This is a genomic window from Streptomyces actinomycinicus (assembly GCF_016741775.1).
Lineage (GTDB): Bacteria > Actinomycetota > Actinomycetes > Streptomycetales > Streptomycetaceae > Streptomyces > Streptomyces actinomycinicus.
Window position 1 is genome coordinate 180,426 of the sequence record NZ_JAERRK010000003.1, and the last position, 16,166, is coordinate 196,591.

General features: G+C 72.9%; 14 protein-coding genes. 8 read left to right on the forward strand and 6 right to left on the reverse strand.

All coding sequences use genetic code 11. The features are described 5' to 3' along the window. Positions 1–10: 10 nt before the first annotated feature. Positions 11–526 carry a GNAT family N-acetyltransferase gene (locus JK359_RS07840; protein ID WP_201833277.1) on the reverse strand — a complete coding sequence of 172 codons (516 nt, stop codon included), beginning with the start codon at positions 524–526 and terminating at the stop codon, positions 11–13. Positions 527–590: 64 nt separating this feature from the next. On the opposite strand from JK359_RS07840, the gene thpR reads away from it, so the two are divergent. Beyond that, complete coding sequence (gene thpR / locus JK359_RS07845; RefSeq protein ID WP_201833960.1) at positions 591–1,163, forward strand: RNA 2',3'-cyclic phosphodiesterase; 573 nt, start codon at positions 591–593, stop codon at positions 1,161–1,163. A gap of 196 nt (positions 1,164–1,359) precedes the next feature. Here the strand turns inward: thpR and JK359_RS07850 are convergent, their stop codons facing one another. Next, the gene (locus JK359_RS07850; protein ID WP_201833279.1) at positions 1,360–2,355 is read right to left on the reverse strand and encodes an aldo/keto reductase; all 996 of its coding nucleotides are present in this window, start codon (positions 2,353–2,355) and stop codon (positions 1,360–1,362) included. An 88-nt stretch (positions 2,356–2,443) separates the two neighbouring features. Further along, positions 2,444–2,929, reverse strand: coding sequence for a carboxymuconolactone decarboxylase family protein (locus tag JK359_RS07855; RefSeq protein WP_201833286.1), 486 nt, complete (start codon positions 2,927–2,929; stop codon positions 2,444–2,446). Between the two features lie 202 nt (positions 2,930–3,131). Between JK359_RS07855 and JK359_RS07860 the strand changes: the two genes are divergently transcribed. Continuing rightward, a complete protein-coding gene (locus JK359_RS07860; protein WP_201833288.1) occupies positions 3,132–4,055 on the forward strand; it encodes an RNA polymerase sigma-70 factor in 924 nt (307 codons plus the stop codon). 20 nt (positions 4,056–4,075) lie between these two features. On the opposite strand, the gene JK359_RS07865 is transcribed toward JK359_RS07860, so the two are convergent. Then, positions 4,076–4,669, reverse strand: coding sequence for a Uma2 family endonuclease (locus tag JK359_RS07865; protein WP_201833290.1), 594 nt, complete (start codon positions 4,667–4,669; stop codon positions 4,076–4,078). A gap of 88 nt (positions 4,670–4,757) precedes the next feature. Continuing rightward, entirely contained in the window at positions 4,758–5,441 is a 684-nt protein-coding gene (locus tag JK359_RS07870; protein WP_201833292.1) for an SGNH/GDSL hydrolase family protein, read from the reverse strand. 121 nt (positions 5,442–5,562) lie between these two features. On the opposite strand from JK359_RS07870, the gene JK359_RS07875 reads away from it, so the two are divergent. Then, the gene (locus JK359_RS07875; protein WP_201833294.1) at positions 5,563–6,549 is read left to right on the forward strand and encodes a TolB-like translocation protein; all 987 of its coding nucleotides are present in this window, start codon (positions 5,563–5,565) and stop codon (positions 6,547–6,549) included. A gap of 71 nt (positions 6,550–6,620) precedes the next feature. On the opposite strand, the gene serC is transcribed toward JK359_RS07875, so the two are convergent. Beyond that, positions 6,621–7,739: a phosphoserine transaminase gene (serC, locus tag JK359_RS07880; protein WP_201833302.1), complete on the reverse strand. Its 1,119-nt coding sequence runs from the start codon at positions 7,737–7,739 to the stop codon at positions 6,621–6,623. A 156-nt stretch (positions 7,740–7,895) separates the two neighbouring features. Here serC and JK359_RS07885 point away from each other — a divergent pair, with 156 nt between their 5' ends. The 5 genes from JK359_RS07885 (at position 7,896) to JK359_RS07905 (ending at position 15,943) form a co-directional block, all read left to right on the forward strand. Beyond that, on the forward strand, positions 7,896–10,778 hold the full coding sequence (locus JK359_RS07885; protein WP_201833304.1) for an FAD-binding and (Fe-S)-binding domain-containing protein: 2,883 nt from the start codon (positions 7,896–7,898) through the stop codon (positions 10,776–10,778). Beyond that, complete coding sequence (locus tag JK359_RS07890) at positions 10,775–11,548, forward strand: metallophosphoesterase family protein (protein WP_201833306.1); 774 nt, start codon at positions 10,775–10,777, stop codon at positions 11,546–11,548. Before JK359_RS07885 ends, JK359_RS07890 begins: the two co-directional genes overlap by 4 nt. A 216-nt stretch (positions 11,549–11,764) precedes the next feature. Continuing rightward, positions 11,765–12,886, forward strand: a complete 1,122-nt coding sequence (locus JK359_RS07895; protein ID WP_201833316.1) for a lipid II:glycine glycyltransferase FemX — start codon at positions 11,765–11,767, stop codon at positions 12,884–12,886. Positions 12,887–13,121: 235 nt separating this feature from the next. Next, a complete protein-coding gene (locus tag JK359_RS07900) occupies positions 13,122–14,087 on the forward strand; it encodes an EamA family transporter (RefSeq protein ID WP_201833318.1) in 966 nt (321 codons plus the stop codon). Positions 14,088–14,230: 143 nt separating this feature from the next. Beyond that, a complete protein-coding gene (locus JK359_RS07905) occupies positions 14,231–15,943 on the forward strand; it encodes an NAD-dependent malic enzyme (RefSeq protein ID WP_201833320.1) in 1,713 nt (570 codons plus the stop codon). Positions 15,944–16,166 lie beyond the last annotated feature (223 nt).

Consider the following 16,166-nt stretch of genomic DNA (forward strand, 5'->3'; position numbering starts at 1 on the left):
CCCGGAGGGGCTACAGCACCCTCCGGGCCAGCACCTGCCCCAGCCACGCGTCCTCGCCGTGGGTGTACGGCTCGGTGCGGATGAAGCCGTTGCGCTCGTAGTAGGCGACCAGCTTGCCGTCGTCACCGGCGTAGCAGTCCACGCGCAGCAGGGAGATCCCGGCCCGCCGGGTCACCTCGGCGGCGTGCGCGAGCAGTGCGGCCCCGGCGCCGCGGCCCCGGAAACGCCGGTCGGTGGCGAACAGATGGATGTACCGCTCGGGCTCGTCGGCGGGCTCCAGATAGGGGGCGGGGCCGTCGGTGAGCGTGAGGGAGGCGGCCGGGACGCCGTCGAACTCGGCCACGTACGGCGTGCCGTCAGTGACGTACCGCTCGACGACGGCCACCGCCGCGGGGTCCGTCGACCACGGTTCCCTGCCCCACTGCCCGGTGCGGCCCTGTGACACCAGCCACTCCACCGCGCTGTCGAGCATGCCGAGAATCACCGGGGCGTCGCCGGGGCCGCCTTCGCGGATGGTGAGCGTCATGGGTGCCATCCTGCCCACGCCTGTCGTCGTGGGCGACGGCTTTTCCGTCTGGGAGGGTGAGCGCATGAGACTGTTCGCCGCCGTACTGCCCCCGGACGACATCGCGGAGGAACTCGCCGCGGAGGTGGCCCGGCTGCGGCGGCTGCCGGGCGCCGAGCGGCTGCGCTGGACCGGCCGCCCCGGCTGGCACTTCACCCTGGCCTTCTACGGCGAGGTCGCCGAAGACCTCGTACCCGAGCTGTCGGCCCGTCTGTCCCGCACGGCCCACCGTACGGCGCCCTTCCCCCTCGCCCTCGAGGGCGGCGGCCAGTTCGGCCGGGGACGGGCGCTGTGGACCGGCGCCCGGGGCGACGTGGAGGCGCTGCGCCTGCTGGCCGACCGGGCGGAGGCGGCGGCACGGAAGGCCGGGGTGCCGATGGGGGAGCACCGGCGGTACAAGGCGCACCTGACGCTGGCCCGGAGCCGGGACGCGGTGGAGGTGCGGCCGTACGTCGGCGTGCTCCACGAGTTCAGCGGCCGGACCTGGACCGTCGCCGACCTCGCGCTGGTGCGGAGCCGGCTGCCGAGGTCCGGGGTGCGGGGGGAGCAGCCGCGGTACGAGGTGGTCGAGCGCTGGGAGCTGGGCGGGGGCGGTTAGGCTCGAAGGCGTGGACCCGAAGACCCGGAACCGGATCATGGCCGGTGCGCTCGTTCTCATGTTCGTGGTGGTTGCCTTGGCGTCGGCCGTCAGGTAGCCGTGTGCGGTGCGCCCGAGGGGGCGGGGAGCGCGGCCGGGTGGCGGCCGCGGGCCGCGCCCGGCCGGTCGCGCAGTTCCCCGCGCCCCTTCGGGACGTCTACCAGGCGAACGCCTCCGGGGAGGGGCCCGGGCCCGGGAAGATCTCGTCCAGGGCGGTCAGCACCTCTTCGCCCAGTTCCAGGTCCACGGCCCTGAGCGCCGACTCCAGCTGTTCGGCGGTGCGCGGGCCGACGATCGGGCCGGTCACGCCGGGGCGGGTCAGCAGCCAGGCCAGGGCCGTCTCGCCGGGCTCCAGGCCGTGCTTGTCGAGCAGGTCCTCGTAGGCCTGGATCTGTGCGCGCGCCGTCGGGTCGTTCAGGGTGTCGGCTGCCCGGCCGGAGGCGCGGCGGCCGCCCTGGACCTCCTTCTTGATGATCCCGCCCAGCAGACCGCCGTGCAGCGGCGACCAGGGGATGACACCGAGGCCGTAGTCCTGCGCGGCCGGGATGACCTCCATCTCCGCGCGGCGCTCGGCGAGGTTGTACAGGCACTGCTCGCTGACCAGGCCGATGGTGCCGCCGCGGCGGGCGGCGGTCTCGTTGGCCTGGGCGATCTTGTAGCCGGGGAAGTTGCTGGAGCCGGCGTAGAGGACCTTGCCCTGCTGGACGAGGACGTCGATCGCCTGCCAGATCTCCTCGAACGGGGTGTTCCGGTCGACGTGGTGGAACTGGTAGAGGTCGATGTGGTCCGTCTGCAGCCGCTTCAGGCTGGCGTCCACCGCGCGCCGGATGTTCAGCGCGGAGAGCTTGTCGTGGTTGGGCCAGGCCCCCTCGCCGTCGGCGGCCATGTTGCCGTACACCTTGGTGGCGATGACGGTCCTGTCGCGCCGTCCGCCGCCCTTGGCGAACCAGTTGCCGATGATCGACTCGGTGCGGCCCTTGTTCTCCCCCCAGCCGTACACGTTGGCGGTGTCGAAGAAGTTGATGCCCGCGTCCAGCGCCGCGTCCATGATCGTGTGGCTGTCGGCTTCGTCGGTCTGGGGTCCGAAGTTCATCGTCCCGAGGACGAGCCGGCTGACCTTGAGTCCCGTGCGTCCGAGCTGCGTGTACTCCATGGTCCTCTAGCCAACGGCGTGGAGTGCGCTCTAGGCAAGGGCATTCGGGCCCGCCCGGGTCCTGGCCCGGGCGTCCCGGTGCCGCCGGTCAGCCGGTCAGGTCGCCGAACATGCCGGGCTCGTAGGCACCGCCCTGGTTGCGGACGATCACGCCGAGCCGGTTGGCCGCATTGATCATGGCGATCGTGTAGACCAGGGCCGTGATCTGCTCGTCGTCGTAGTGTTTGCGCACCTCGGCCCAGGTCTCGTCGGTGACGCCCCGGTGGGCGTCGGCGAGCCGGGTGCCCTCCTCGGTGAGCGCCAGCGCGGCCCGCTCGGCGCCGCTGAACACGGTGGACTCACGCCAGACGGCCACCAGGTGGAGCCGGAGCGCGGTTTCCCCGGCCGAGGTCGCCTCCTTGGTGTGCAGGTCGGTGCAGAACGCGCAGCCGTTGATCTGGCTGGCACGCAGCTCCACCAGGTCCTGAGTGGTCCTGGGCAGTGCCGACTGCATGATCGCCAGGCTGACGTTGCCGAACCGCTTGCCGAGCTTGGGGCCCAACTCGCCGGCCATCAGGTTGAAACGGGGTTCCATGACGTCGTCCCTCTCGTTGGGGTTCGTGCCGCGCGGATCGGCGGCGCGGTGCCGTGACGCCCACCAGACGCCGGCCGCCAGAACCCTGCGACAGGGCCAGAGGTGTGATCTGGGCCACTCGCCATGGATGTCACACGGGGGCGGGGAGCGGCGTCCTGTGCGTGTGCGGAACGACCGGGAGCCGACCAGACGGGAGAGGCCCATGAGCGAGTGTGGTGAGCGGACGGCGGAAGGCGCGGAACGGGACGCTCCCGACGGCCGCGCGGCCGTCGCCACCGAGGTGTTCGTCACCCACCGGAACCTGCTCTTCACCGTCGCCTACGAGATGCTCGGCTCGGCCGCCGACGCGGAGGACGTGCTGCAGGAGACCTGGCTGCGGTGGTCGGGCGTCGATCTCGGCACCGTGCGGGAACCGCGGGCGTACCTGGTCCGGATCACCACCCGGCAGGCACTGACCCGGCTGCGGACGCTGCGCCGGCGCAAGGAGTCGTACGTCGGCCCGTGGCTGCCCGAGCCGCTGCTGACCGCGCCGGACGTCGCCGAGGACGTGGAACTGGCGGACAGCGTGTCGATGGCGATGCTGCTGGTGCTGGAGACGCTCAGGCCGACCGAGCGGGCGGTGTTCGTGCTGCGGGAGGTGTTCGGCGTGGAGTACGGGGAGATCGCGGAGGCCGTCGGCAAGAGCCCGGCCGCGGTCCGGCAGATCGCCCGCCGGGCGCGCTCCCACGTCGCGGCGCGCCGGCCGCGCGGGAACGCTTCCGCGGCCGAGACCCGCGCCGTGCTGGAGGCGTTCCACCGGGCGGTCGAGATGGGGGACCTGCAACGCCTGCTCGACGTCCTCGCGCCGGACGTGGTCCTGCTGGCCGACGGCGGCGGGGTCGTACAGGCCGCGACGGAGCCGGTCGTCGGTGCCGAGCGGGTGGCCCGGGTGCTGGGCCGCATCGCCGCCGTGTCCCTCCGGCCGGCGCAGGTCAACGGCCGGCCGGCGCTGATCCTGCGGATCGGCGGCGAGGTCGACGCGGTGGTGGCGATGCGCGTCGACGACGGCCTGATCACCGGCCTCTACGCGGTGCGCAACCCCGAGAAGCTGTCGCGGCTGGAGCGGGAGACCGCGCTGTCCGGATGAGGGGGCGGTGAGGGGGTGGGCTAGTCGCGGGGGAAGCGGTCGGTCTTGAGGACGAGGTCGACCACGGTGCCGGTCAGGTCGACGTCGGTGCCGAAGTCCACGGACGTCCTCGTGGCGTAGTCACCGTCCTTGGGGTGGGTGTGGACGAGGCACCGCCCCTGGTAGGGATCGGCCACGACGTACAGGGGGACTTCGGCGACCGCGTACGCCGACTTCTTCGGGCCGTAGTCGTTGTGGGCCGTTCCCCGGGAGACGACCTCGGCGACGAACTCGACGTCCTGGTACCGCCAGTGGCCTTTGTCGTCCTTCTTCGCCCTCTCTCCGAGCAAGGCCACGTCGGGGCAGAAGCCGTTCTCGTGGCCCGGGAAGTCGATGCGGACGTCCGAGAACGCTTTGACGTCCATCCCGAACTTGTCCTCCAGTGCCCGCACGATCCGGCGGATGATGACCCAGTGGGTGTCCCGCTGCGGTGTCATGAAAACGTTGCCCCCGACGATCTCGACCCTGAATCCTTCGGGGACGGGCATCCGCTCGAGACGCTCGAACCACTCGTCCAGGCGCTCGGTGTCGGCGTCGGTGTCGGCCATCGCGATCCTGTCTTCGAGGACGGTCATCGGGGCGCTCCTCCCCGGCTGCTCCTCGACCGGGTTCAGCCGCGCTGTACAACGATACGCACCGTGACGGGGCAACGCCGGAATCCGGTCAGCCTGTTCCAGCCGCGTACGCCTGTCCGAGCCCCCACGCCTCCCGCATCGCCCCCGCGAACGCCTCCGCGATCCGCTGCTCCCCGCTCGCGTTGGGATGCGTGCCGTCGTAGGTGTCGGTGTGGATGTCGTACCCCTCCGGCGGCGAGGCCAGCAGGATCGGTGAGCGGGGTTCGTCCAGGTCGGCGACGGTCTTGGCGAGGAGGACGTTGAAGCGGTCCACCTGTTCGGCGAAGGGCTCGTCCGTCGCCGCCCGGATGTTGGGGATCACCGGCAGCAGCACCATGCGGATGCCGGGACCGGCGGCACGCGCGCGCGTGACGAAGTCCCGTACGTTCTCGGCCGTCTGCTCGGCGTTCGTGTAGAAGCCCAGGTCGATCAGGCCGAGGGAGACGAGGAGGACGTCGGGCCGGTGGGCGCGTACGGCGTCCCCGATCAGCGGGGCCATGTGCTGCCAGCCCTCTCCCCAGCCCGCCAGGTGGCCGCGCGGGAAGTCGGGGTCGGCGTAGGCGAGGGACGTGGGGGCGCCGGTCTGCTTGTCGTACAGCGTCTCGCGTGGGCCGACGAGGGTGAACGGGCCGTCGTACGTCTCGCACAGCCGGCGCCACAGCCGGTGGCGCCATGTGTGTTCGCCCGCGCTCCCGATCGTCATGGAGTCGCCCACGGGCATGAACCTAAGCATCCGCTCATGATGGACGATCACCGGTCCCCATGGGGTCCGTGGTGTCTGTGAGGCCGACCACGTCGTGGGAACGCGGGCGGCCGGTCCCCTGAACGCTCGGCGGTAATGGCAGGCTTGGGGCATGCGTCGATCGTTCGCCGTTCTCGCCGGGATGCTGCTCGCCGGCGCCTGTGCGCTGCCCGCCTCCGCCGCCGGCCCGGCCGCAGACGGAGCCGGCGACCAGGGGTTCACCATCAAGGACCCGCGGATCACCGAGTCCAGCGGGCTCGCCGCCTCCCGCCGGCACCCCGGCGTCTACTGGACGCACAACGACAGCGACGACGGGCCGTACCTGTACGCCGTGGACAGCGCGACCGGGAAGACCGTCGCCCGGATCACCCTGCGCGGCATCGGCTCCCCGCGCGACGTGGAGGCCGTCTCCATAGGGCCGCACGACGAGATCTACGTCGGCGACATCGGCGACAACTTCGGCGGCAAGTGGCCGTACGTGTGGATCTACAAGCTGCCCGAGCCGAAGCGGCTGACGGACCAGACCGTCACGGCCACGCAGTACGTCGTGAAGTACCAGGACGGCCCGCGCGACGCCGAGTCGCTGCTCGTGCACCCGAAGACCGGGCGCGTCTACATCGTCGACAAGAAGGAGGACGGCGGCCACCTGTACGAGGGCCCGGCCACGCTCTCCACGTCCGGCGCCAACGTCTTCAAGCCGGTCGCGGCCGTCGACCTCTGGGCCACCGACGCCGCGTTCTCGCCGAACGGCCGGCAACTCGCCGTCCGCGGCTACTTCGGCGGCGTCTTCTACGACTGGAACGGCGGCCGGATCCAGCGCAAGGGCCGCCTGGACGTGCCCCTGCAGGGCCAGGGCGAGTCCCTGTCGTACTCCGCCGACGGCAGCAGGCTGATGTACGGCAGCGAGGGCGCGGACAGCCCGGTCCGGGCGGAGGACGCGCCGGCCGGGGCGTCCGACAAGGCCCCGTCGGGCAACGGGAGTTCCGGATCGGGCGGCAGCGCGGCGGGTGGCAGCGGGAGCATCAAGATCGGTGCCGTCGTCGTCGCGGCAGGTGCGGCGGCCCTGCTCGGCCTGCGGATGCTGCGCCGGCGCCGCTGAGCGCCGGGCGCCGGGAACGGAGGAGGGGCGCCCGGTGACCAGCACCGGGCGCCCCTTCCGCGCGGCTTCGGTTACAGCTTCTCGATCACGTGGTCGACGCACTTCGTCAGCGCTTCGACGTCCGCCGGGTCGATCGCCGGGAACATCGCGATGCGCAGCTGGTTGCGGCCGAGCTTGCGGTACGGCTCGGTGTCCACGATGCCGTTGGCGCGCAGCACCTTGGCGACGGCGGCCGCGTCGATCTCGTCGGAGAAGTCGATGGTGCCGATGACCTGCGAGCGCTTGGCCGGGTCGGTGACGAACGGGGTGGCGTACTTGGCCTCCTCCGCCCAGCCGTACAGACGGGTCGCGGAGTCCTTCGTGCGGGCCGTGGACCAGGCGAGGCCGCCCTGGCCGTTGAGCCACTCCAGCTGCTCGTTGAGCAGGAAGAGGGTGGCCAGCGCAGGGGTGTTGTACGTCTGGTTCTTGCGGGAGTTGTCGATCGCCGTCGGCAGGCTGAAGAACTCCGGGACGTGGCGGCCGGAGGCGTGGATGCGCTCGGCACGCTCGATCGCGGCCGGCGAGAAGATGCCGATCCACAGACCGCCGTCGGAGGCGAAGGACTTCTGCGGGGCGAAGTAGTAGACGTCCGTCTCGGCGACGTCGACCGGGAGGCCGCCCGCGCCGGAGGTGGCGTCGACCAGGACGAGCGCACCCTCGTCGGCACCGGCCACGCGCTTGACCGGCATGGCGACACCGGTGGAGGTCTCGTTGTGGGTGAAGGCGTAGACGTCGACGCCCGCCTCCGCCTGCGGGTCCGGGTGGGTGCCCGGGTCGGAGGCGATGACGGTGGGCTCGGCCAGCCAGGGGGCGAGCTTGGCGGCCTTGGCGAACTTGGAGGAGAACTCGCCGAAGTTTAGGTGCTGCGACTTGTTCTCGATCAGACCGTGCGTGGCGATGTCCCAGAAGGCGGTGGAGCCGCCGTTGCCGAGGACGACCTCGTACCCCTCGGGCAGGGAGAACAGCTCGGAGATGCCCTCGCGGACCCTGCCCACCAGGTTCTTCACGGGCGCCTGGCGGTGGGAGGTGCCCAGCAGGGACGTACCGGTGGCGGCGAGGGCGTCCAGCGCCTCGGTCCGCACCTTGGAGGGACCCGCACCGAAGCGTCCGTCGGCGGGCTTGATGTCAGCGGGAATCTGGATGTCGGCCACGGAAGGAGGTTAGCCGGTGACGGAAAGGCGGTCGCAGACGTGTCCGTTCGATGAGACGAGATCACCGGTACGCGAGTTTGTGATGTTGTACGACTTCAGGGGTGAGGCTGTGGAAAACTTCCGGTGACTGTCCGTGATCGGATGCATCCTGGACCCATGACAGATCTTGCGGGCGAACTGCGCGGGGCCGTTCGGGGCGAAGTCGGCTTCGACACCACCTCCCGAGCCCTCGTGACCATGGACGCGTCCAACTACCGGCGTGTCCCGCTGGGGGTCGTGGCTCCCAAGGACGCCGACGACGTGGCCGCGGTGCTGGAGGTGTGCCGGGCGCGCGGGGTACCGGTGGTGGCGCGCGGCGGGGGCACCTCGATCGCCGGGCAGGCGACCGGCACGGGCGTGGTGCTGGACTTCACCCGGCACATGGCCGGCCTGCTGGAACTGGACCCGGGCAGCCGCACCGCCGTCGTCCAGCCGGGGCTGATACTCGACCGCCTCCAGGAGGCCGCGGCCCCGCACGGCCTCCGCTTCGGCCCCGACCCCTCCACGCACAGCCGCTGCACGCTCGGCGGCATGATCGGCAACAACTCCTGCGGCTCCCACTCGGTCGCCTGGGGCACGACCGCGGACAGCGTGCGCGAGCTGTCGGTCATCACCGCGCGCGGGCAGCGGCTGCGGCTCGGACGGGACTGGGCGGGCGCCCCGGCCGGCCTGCGGGACCTGGCGGAGAGCGAACTTGCCCGGCTGCGCACCGGCTTCCCGGAGCTGCCCCGCCGCATCTCCGGCTATGCGCTGGACGCCCTGCTGCCCGAGAAGGGCGCGGACGTCGCCCGCTCCTTCTGCGGCTCCGAGGGCACCCTGGGCATCCTCACCGAGGCGGTGGTCCGGCTCGTCGAGGCCCCCCGGGCGCGGGCCCTGGCGGTGCTGGCGTACGCCGACGAGAGCGCTGCCGCCGAGGCCGCCGCGGGCCTGCTGCCGTACCGGCCGCTGACGGTGGAGGGCATGGCCGCCGACCTGGTGCCGGCCGGGGCCGGGCTGCCCGCGGGCGGTGCCTGGCTGTTCGTGGAGACCGGCGGGGACTCGGCGCCGGAGGCACGGGCGCGGGCCGAGGAGATCGTTCGCGCGGCCGACGTGCTGGGCGCGCTCGTCGTCACCGACCCGGCGGCCCAGCGCACCCTGTGGCGCATCCGCGAGGACGCGGCGGGCACGGCCACCCGGATGCCGGACGGCACCGAGGCCTGGCCCGGCTGGGAGGACTGCGCGGTGCCGCCCGCCCGGCTCGGCGCCTACCTGCGCGACTTCCGCGCCCTGCTGGCCGCCCACGGACTGCGCGGCATTCCGTACGGCCACTTCGGCGACGGCTGCATCCACGTCCGCATCGACTTCGACCTGGTCACCGAGCCCGGCGTCGCCCGCTTCCGCCGCTTCTCCGAGGAGCTGGCCGACCTGGTGACGGCCCACGGCGGCTCGCTGTCCGGGGAACACGGGGACGGCCAGGCCCGCGCCGAGCTGCTGCCCCGGATGTACGGCGAGGAGACGGTCCGGCTCTTCGAGCGCGCCAAGGCCGTCTGGGACCCGGACGACCTGCTCAATCCGGGCATGCTGGTCCGCCCGGCCCCGCTCGACGCCAACCTCCGCTTCTCCGTCCTGCCGCGCCGCCCGGTCGACGTCGCCTTCGGCTACCCGGCGGACGGCGGCGACTTCGGCGCGGCCGTCAGCCGCTGCGTCGGCGTCGCCAAGTGCCGTACGACCACGGTGGCCGGCCCCGCGGTGATGTGCCCCTCCTTCCGGGCCACCGGAGAGGAGGAGCACTCCACCCGCGGCCGGGCCCGCCTGCTGCACGAGATGCTCGCGGGCGAGGTGGTCACCGACGGCTGGCGGTCCACGGAGGTCAAGGACGCCCTCGACCTCTGCCTGTCCTGCAAGGGCTGCCGTTCGGACTGCCCGGTCGGCGTCGACATGGCCACCTACAAGGCGGAGTTCCTGCACCACCACTACGCCGGCCGGCGCCGACCCGCCGCCCACCACAGCATGGGCCGGCTCCCGCAGTGGCTGCGCTGGGCCGCTCGTACACGGACGGCGCCGCTGCTCAACGCGCTGGCCGCGGTGGGACCGTTGGCACGCATCGGCAAACGGCTGGGCGGCATCGCGCCGGAGCGGGAGATCCCCCGGCTGGCGACGCGGACGTTCACCGCCTGGTGGCGCGGGCGCAAGCCCGTCCAGGGGGCCGGGGGTCCGGGGGACCTGGTCGTCCTCTGGCCGGACACGTTCACCGAGCATCTGTCCCCGTCCGTCGGCCGGGCCGCCGTCCGGGTGCTGGAGGCCGCCGGACTGCGGGTGGCGCTCCCGCCGACCCTGCTGCCCGGCCGCGGGGCGATCGGTGACGGCCGGACGACGGCGGCGACCGCGCTGCTCACGGCCCGCCGGGCCCGGGTGTGCTGCGGCCTGACCTACATCTCCACCGGCCAGCTCGACCGCGCCCGCGCGGTACTGCGCCGCACACTGGACCTGATGGAGCCGGTGCTGCGGGCCGGGGCCCCGGTCGTCGTCCTGGAGCCGAGCTGTGCCGCGGCCCTGCGCACCGACCTCCCGGAACTCCTGCACGACGACCCGCGGGCCGCCCGGCTGTCCGCCGCGGTCCTCACCTTCGCCGAAGCCCTGGAACGGCACGCCCCGGACTGGACCCCGCCCGCCGTCGACCGCCCGGTGGCCGGCCAGACCCACTGCCACCAGCACGCGGTGCTCGGCGACGCCCCCGACCGCCGGCTGCGCACCGCCGCGGGCCTCACCGGCGAGCTGAGCGGAGGCTGCTGCGGCCTCGCGGGCAACTTCGGCTTCGAGAAGGGCCACTTCGAGGTGTCCCGGGCCTGCGCCGAGGACCAGCTGCTCCCGGCGGTCCGCACGGCCCCGCAGGACGCGGTGGTCCTGGCGGACGGCTTCTCCTGCCGCACCCAGCTGGAGCAACTGGCCGGCGTGCCGGGCCGCCATCTGGCGGAGGTCCTGGCCGAGGCCCTGGACGCCACCGCGGGGGGCGCCGGATGACCGGGGAGTACACACGCGTGGCCGTGCTCTCCGACATCCACGGCGTCCTGCCCGCCCTGGAGGCGGTCCTGGCGGAGCCCGAGGTGGCCGCGGCCGACCGGATCGTCCTCACCGGGGACATCACGGCGGGCCCGCAGCCGGCCGAGGTGCTGGACCTGCTGCGGGAGCAGGGCGACCAGGTGCTGTGGCTGGCGGGGAACGCCGACCGGGAGCTGGTGGAGTTCCGGCGCGGGGAACGCACGCGGATCCCGGACCCCATCGGGCCGTTCGCCGCGCAGGCGCTGCGCGCGGACCAGGTCGCCTTCCTGGCCGCGCTCCCCCGGACCCGCACCCTGCGCGTCCGAGGCCTCGGCGAGGTGCTGTTCTGCCACGCCACCCCGCGCGACGACGAGGAAGTGGTCCTGGTCGACTCCCGCCCGGCCCGCTGGGCGGAGGTCTTCACGGGCCTGGCGCCCGAGATCCGCACGGTCGTGTGCGGCCACACCCACATGCCCTACGTCCGCCTGGCCCACGGCCGCCTGGTGGTCAACCCGGGCAGCGTCGGCATGCCCTACGGCCGCCCGGGCGCCCACTGGTGCCTCCTCGGCCCCGGCACCGACCTGCGCGTGACGCCGTACGACATTCCCGCGGCGGTCACCCGTCTGATCCGCGAGTGCGCCTACCCGGAGATCGCCGACTGGGCCGACTACTTCCTGCACGCACGGGCGAGCGACACGGAGGTACTGGCGGCCTGGACACCGGAAGAACGGGAGGAACGCGAACCGATCTGACGCCGGCGGGGCTTGCGGGACAGGGACCCACCCGGAGCGGCTATGGCCGTGCACGCTCCCCTGCTCGATGAGAAGGTGATCCTCGAGGCTTGGAACCGGGCTCGGACACCTGGCTGACCGGTCGACGCTCACGCGCGGGTGGGCGGCGAAGTCCCCGGTCGGGAGGTGGCGGCTGCTTAGGGTGGCCGAGACCACCGACCAACAGGAGTCCCGCACATGACCCTCACCCTTCGCGCCATCACCCGTGCCGAACACCTCGCCTTCGTGGCCGGGCGGCCGTCGGTCAGTCATATGCAGGTGCCGTCCTGGGGGGACGTGAAGCCCGACTGGCAGGCGGAGAGCCTGGGGTGGTTCGAGGGGGACGGGCGGCTCGTGGGCGCGGGCCTCGTACTGCTGCGGCCGTTGCCCAGGGTGAAGCGGTATCTGGCCTATCTGCCCGAGGGACCGGTCATCGACTGGCACGCGACCGACCTGGAGCGCTGGCTGGATCCGCTGCTCGCCCACCTCAAGCGCCGGGGCGCCTTCTCGGTGAAGATGGGGCCGCCCGTGGTGACCCGGAGGTGGAGCCCCGAGGCGGTCAAGGCCGCGATCGCCGACCCCGGGGCGCACCGGCTGCGGGACGTGCCGGGGACGTCGCACGAGGCGGCGGGCCTCGACCTCGCCGACCGGCTGCGACGCATGGGGTGGCAGCAGACCGAACCCGGCGGGGAGGAAGGTTTCGCCGCCGGGCAGCCCCGCTATGTGTGCCAGGTCCCCTTCGCCGGGCGCACGCTGGAGGACGTCCAGCGCGGGCTCAACCAGCAGTGGCGGCGCAACATCAAGAAGGCCGAGAAGGCGGGCGTGAAGGTCGTCCGGGGCGGCCCGGAGGACCTGCCGGTCTTCTACGGCCTCTACACCGAGACCGCCGAGCGCGACCGGTTCATCCCGCGCCCGCTGCAGTACTTCCAGCGCATGTGGACCGCGCTCACCGCGGAACACCCCGACCGGATGCGGCTGTACCTCGCCCACCACGACGGGGAGGTGCTCGCCGCGGCCACCATGCTGATCGTCGGCGGGCACGTCTGGTACTCCTACGGCGCCTCCACCAGCCGTAGGCGCGAGGTGCAGCCCAACAACGCCATGCAGTGGCGGATGATGTGCGACGCCCATGAACTCGGCGCCCACGTCTACGACTTCCGGGGCATCACCGACACCCTGGAGGAGTCCAACCATCTGCTCGGCCTGCTCCGCTTCAAGGTGGGCGCGGGCGGCGAGGCCGTGGAGTACGTGGGGGAGTGGGACTTCCCGCTGAACCGGCTGCTGCACAAGGCGCTCGACCTCTACATGGCCCGGCGCTGAGCCCGCTCTCGGCTCTCCGGTGAAGTGACCGGGCGATCGAGGACGCGGCGATGGCGGCCGACGCCCACGACCTCATCCTCCGGCTGCCCGACGGCTACGACACCCGGGTCGATCCCCACTCGGCCCGGCTCTCCGGCGGTCAAGCCGGGCGTTTGATCCCAGCATCCGGGACAGTTCTCTTCCGGGTGTACGCACCTGACCAAGTCCATTACCCTGGACTTGGCAGTACATCGCGATGAACGCACTCGATCAAGCCACAGGACCGCCCGTGACCACCGCATCCAGCCACGCCCAGCAGACCCCGGTCGCCCCCGTCGGAGGGCGGCGACGCCTCGGCTCGTCCGGCCCCGTCGGCCTGGTCCTGGCCGGCGGCATCTCGGTGCAGTTCGGCGGAGCGCTGGCCGTGACCCTGATGCCGAGGGCGGGCGCGGCGGGCGTGGTGACCCTGCGGCTCCTCGCCGCGGCGGTCGTCCTCCTGGTGGTCTGCCGCCCCCGCCTGCGCGGCCACTCGCGCACCGACTGGGGCACGGTGGTCGTCTTCGGCATCACCATGGGCGCGATGAACGGCATGTTCTACGAAGCGGTCGCCCGCATACCGCTGGGCCCCGCGGTCACCCTCGAGGTCCTCGGCCCGCTGGCCCTGTCCGTCCTCACCTCCCGCCGCGCCGTCAACGCTCTCTGGGCCGGCCTGGCCCTCGCGGGCGTCTTCCTGCTCGGCGGCGGGGGCTTCAACGATCTGGACCCCATCGGTGTCGCTTTCGCCCTGGGGGCAGGAGCCATGTGGGCGGCCTATATCGTCTTCAGTGCCCGTACGGGCCGCCGCTTCCCCCAGGCGGACGGCCTGGCGCTGGCCATGGCGGTCGCGGCGCTGCTCTTCCTCCCCATCGGCATCGCCGACGCGGGCACCCGCCTGCTGAACCCCACGACCGTCGCCCTCGGTTCGGCGGTGGCCCTGCTCTCCTCGGTCCTGCCCTACACCCTCGAACTCCTGGCCCTGCGCAGGCTTCCCGCCCCCACCTTCGCCATCCTCATGAGCCTGGAGCCGGCCCTCGCGGCGACGGCCGGCTTCCTCATCCTCGGTCAGGCCCTCTCCGTGGCGGAGGCCGCGGCCATCGCCCTGGTCATCGCGGCGAGCATCGGCGCGGTCCGCACCCAGGTCGGCCGGAACAAGGTGCCCCCGCTCCCGGCCGAGGGCCAGTGAGAACGGCGCCGCTCACAGCCGGCGCCGGCCGCCGGTAGCGGACGCCGGCTCCCGCCGGCCGACGACGCCCGCCGGAACCGCCCCTCACCGCGTGTAGTCGCCAGCGCGCGCAGTGCAGTCACGTCTGTGTAAGAGTGGGTTCCGTGACCGGTGAGAGCGCCCCCAGCCCGCGTGCGCTGGAGATCGCCGTCCGTGGCCGTGCGGTGCTCGCCGACCCGCGGATCAACCGCGGTACCGCCTTCACCGAGGCCGAGCGCCGCGCCCTGGACCTGGTCGGCCTGATCCCGCCCCGCGTGCTCAGCCAGGACGAGCAGGCCGAGCGCGCCTACGGGCAGTTCCGGGCGCAGTCGAGCGACCTGGCGAAGAGCGTCTACCTGACCGCCCTGCACGACCGTAACGAGGTGCTGTTCTACCGGCTCGTCGGTGACCACCTCGAAGAGATGCTGCCCATCGTCTACACCCCCACCGTCGGCACGGCGATCCGCCGCTACAGCACCGAGTTCCGCCGCCCGCGCGGGGTGTACCTCTCCGTGGACGCCCCGGACGACATCGAACGCTCCCTCCGCGCGAGCGGTCTGGGTGCCGACGACGTCGACCTGATCGTGGCCACCGACGGCGAGGGCATCCTCGGGATCGGCGACTGGGGCGTGGGCGGCATCGACATCGCGGTCGGCAAGCTCGCCGTGTACACGGCCGCCGCCGGCATCGACCCGCGCCGCACCCTGCCCGTCATGCTGGACGTCGGCACGAATCGCCAGGAGCTGCTCGACAACCCCCTCTACCTCGGCAACCGTCACCCGCGCGCGGACCGTGACACCTACGACGCGTTCATCGACGCCTACGTCACCACCGCGACCAGGCTCTTCCCGAACGCCCTGCTGCACTGGGAGGACTTCGGCACGGCCAACGCCCGCCGGATCCTCGACCGTTACCGCGAGCAGGTCTGCACCTTCAACGACGACATCCAGGGGACCGGCGCCGTCAACCTCGCCGCGGTCCTGTCGGGCGCCCGTGCCACCGGGGTGCCCCTGCCGGAGCACCGGATCGTCGTGTTCGGCGCGGGTACGGCCGGGATCGGTGTCACCGAGCAGCTGCGGGACGCGCTCGTCGCCGAGGGCCTGTCCGTCGAGCAGGCCACCGCCCGCTTCTGGTGCGTGGACCGCTACGGCCTGCTCACCGACGACCAGGGTGACAAGCTCAGCGACACGCAGCGGCCGTACGCCCGCCCCGCCGGTGAGGTCGACGGCTGGCGCCGGGACGAGAACCTGCCCGGGATCCCGCTGGACGAGGTGGTGCGCCGAGTCCGCCCGACCGTCCTGATCGGCACCTCCGGCCAGGGCGGCGCCTTCACCGAGCCGGTCGTGCGCGCCATGGCCGAGCACACCGAGCGCCCGATCGTGCTGCCCATGTCCAACCCGACCGAACTCGCCGAGGCCACCCCAGCCGACCTGCTGGAATGGACCGACGGCAAGGTTCTGATGGCCACCGGGAGCCCGTTCGCGCCGGTGGAGCGCGGCGGTAGGGCGTACGAGGTCGGCCAGGCCAACAACGCCCTGGTGTTCCCGGGGCTCGGCCTCGGCACGATCGTCGCCCGCGCCTCCCGGATCACCGACCGCATGATCCGCGCGGCGGCCGACGCGGTGGCCCGCAGCGCCGGTGACACGTCGGGGGAGCGTGCGCACGCGCCGGTCCTGCCGCCGATCCGTGAGCTGCGCGGCACCTCGGAGGCGGTCGCCGTGGCCGTGGCCCGGGCGGCGTTGGACGAGGGGACCGCCCGGGCAGCCCTGGACGACGTGGAGGCGGCGGTTCGAGCGGCCCGGTGGGAGCCGGTGTACCCCCCGGTGAAGGCGATCTGACCAGAGCCCCGGAACACGCCCACCGAATCCCCCGCCCCGCGGCAACCACCCGCCGAACCCGACCGAGCAGCCCCACCCCGCCCCGCCCGCCACTGTTGTCGGCCGACCGGCCCGAGGCGCGCCACCCGTCGAGCCGGCCGAGCAGACCTCCCCGGTCCGCCCCGCCCCGGCCGCCCGCCGAGCCGAGTGAGCGCGTCGCTCTCGGAGCAATTCATGCAAGCAC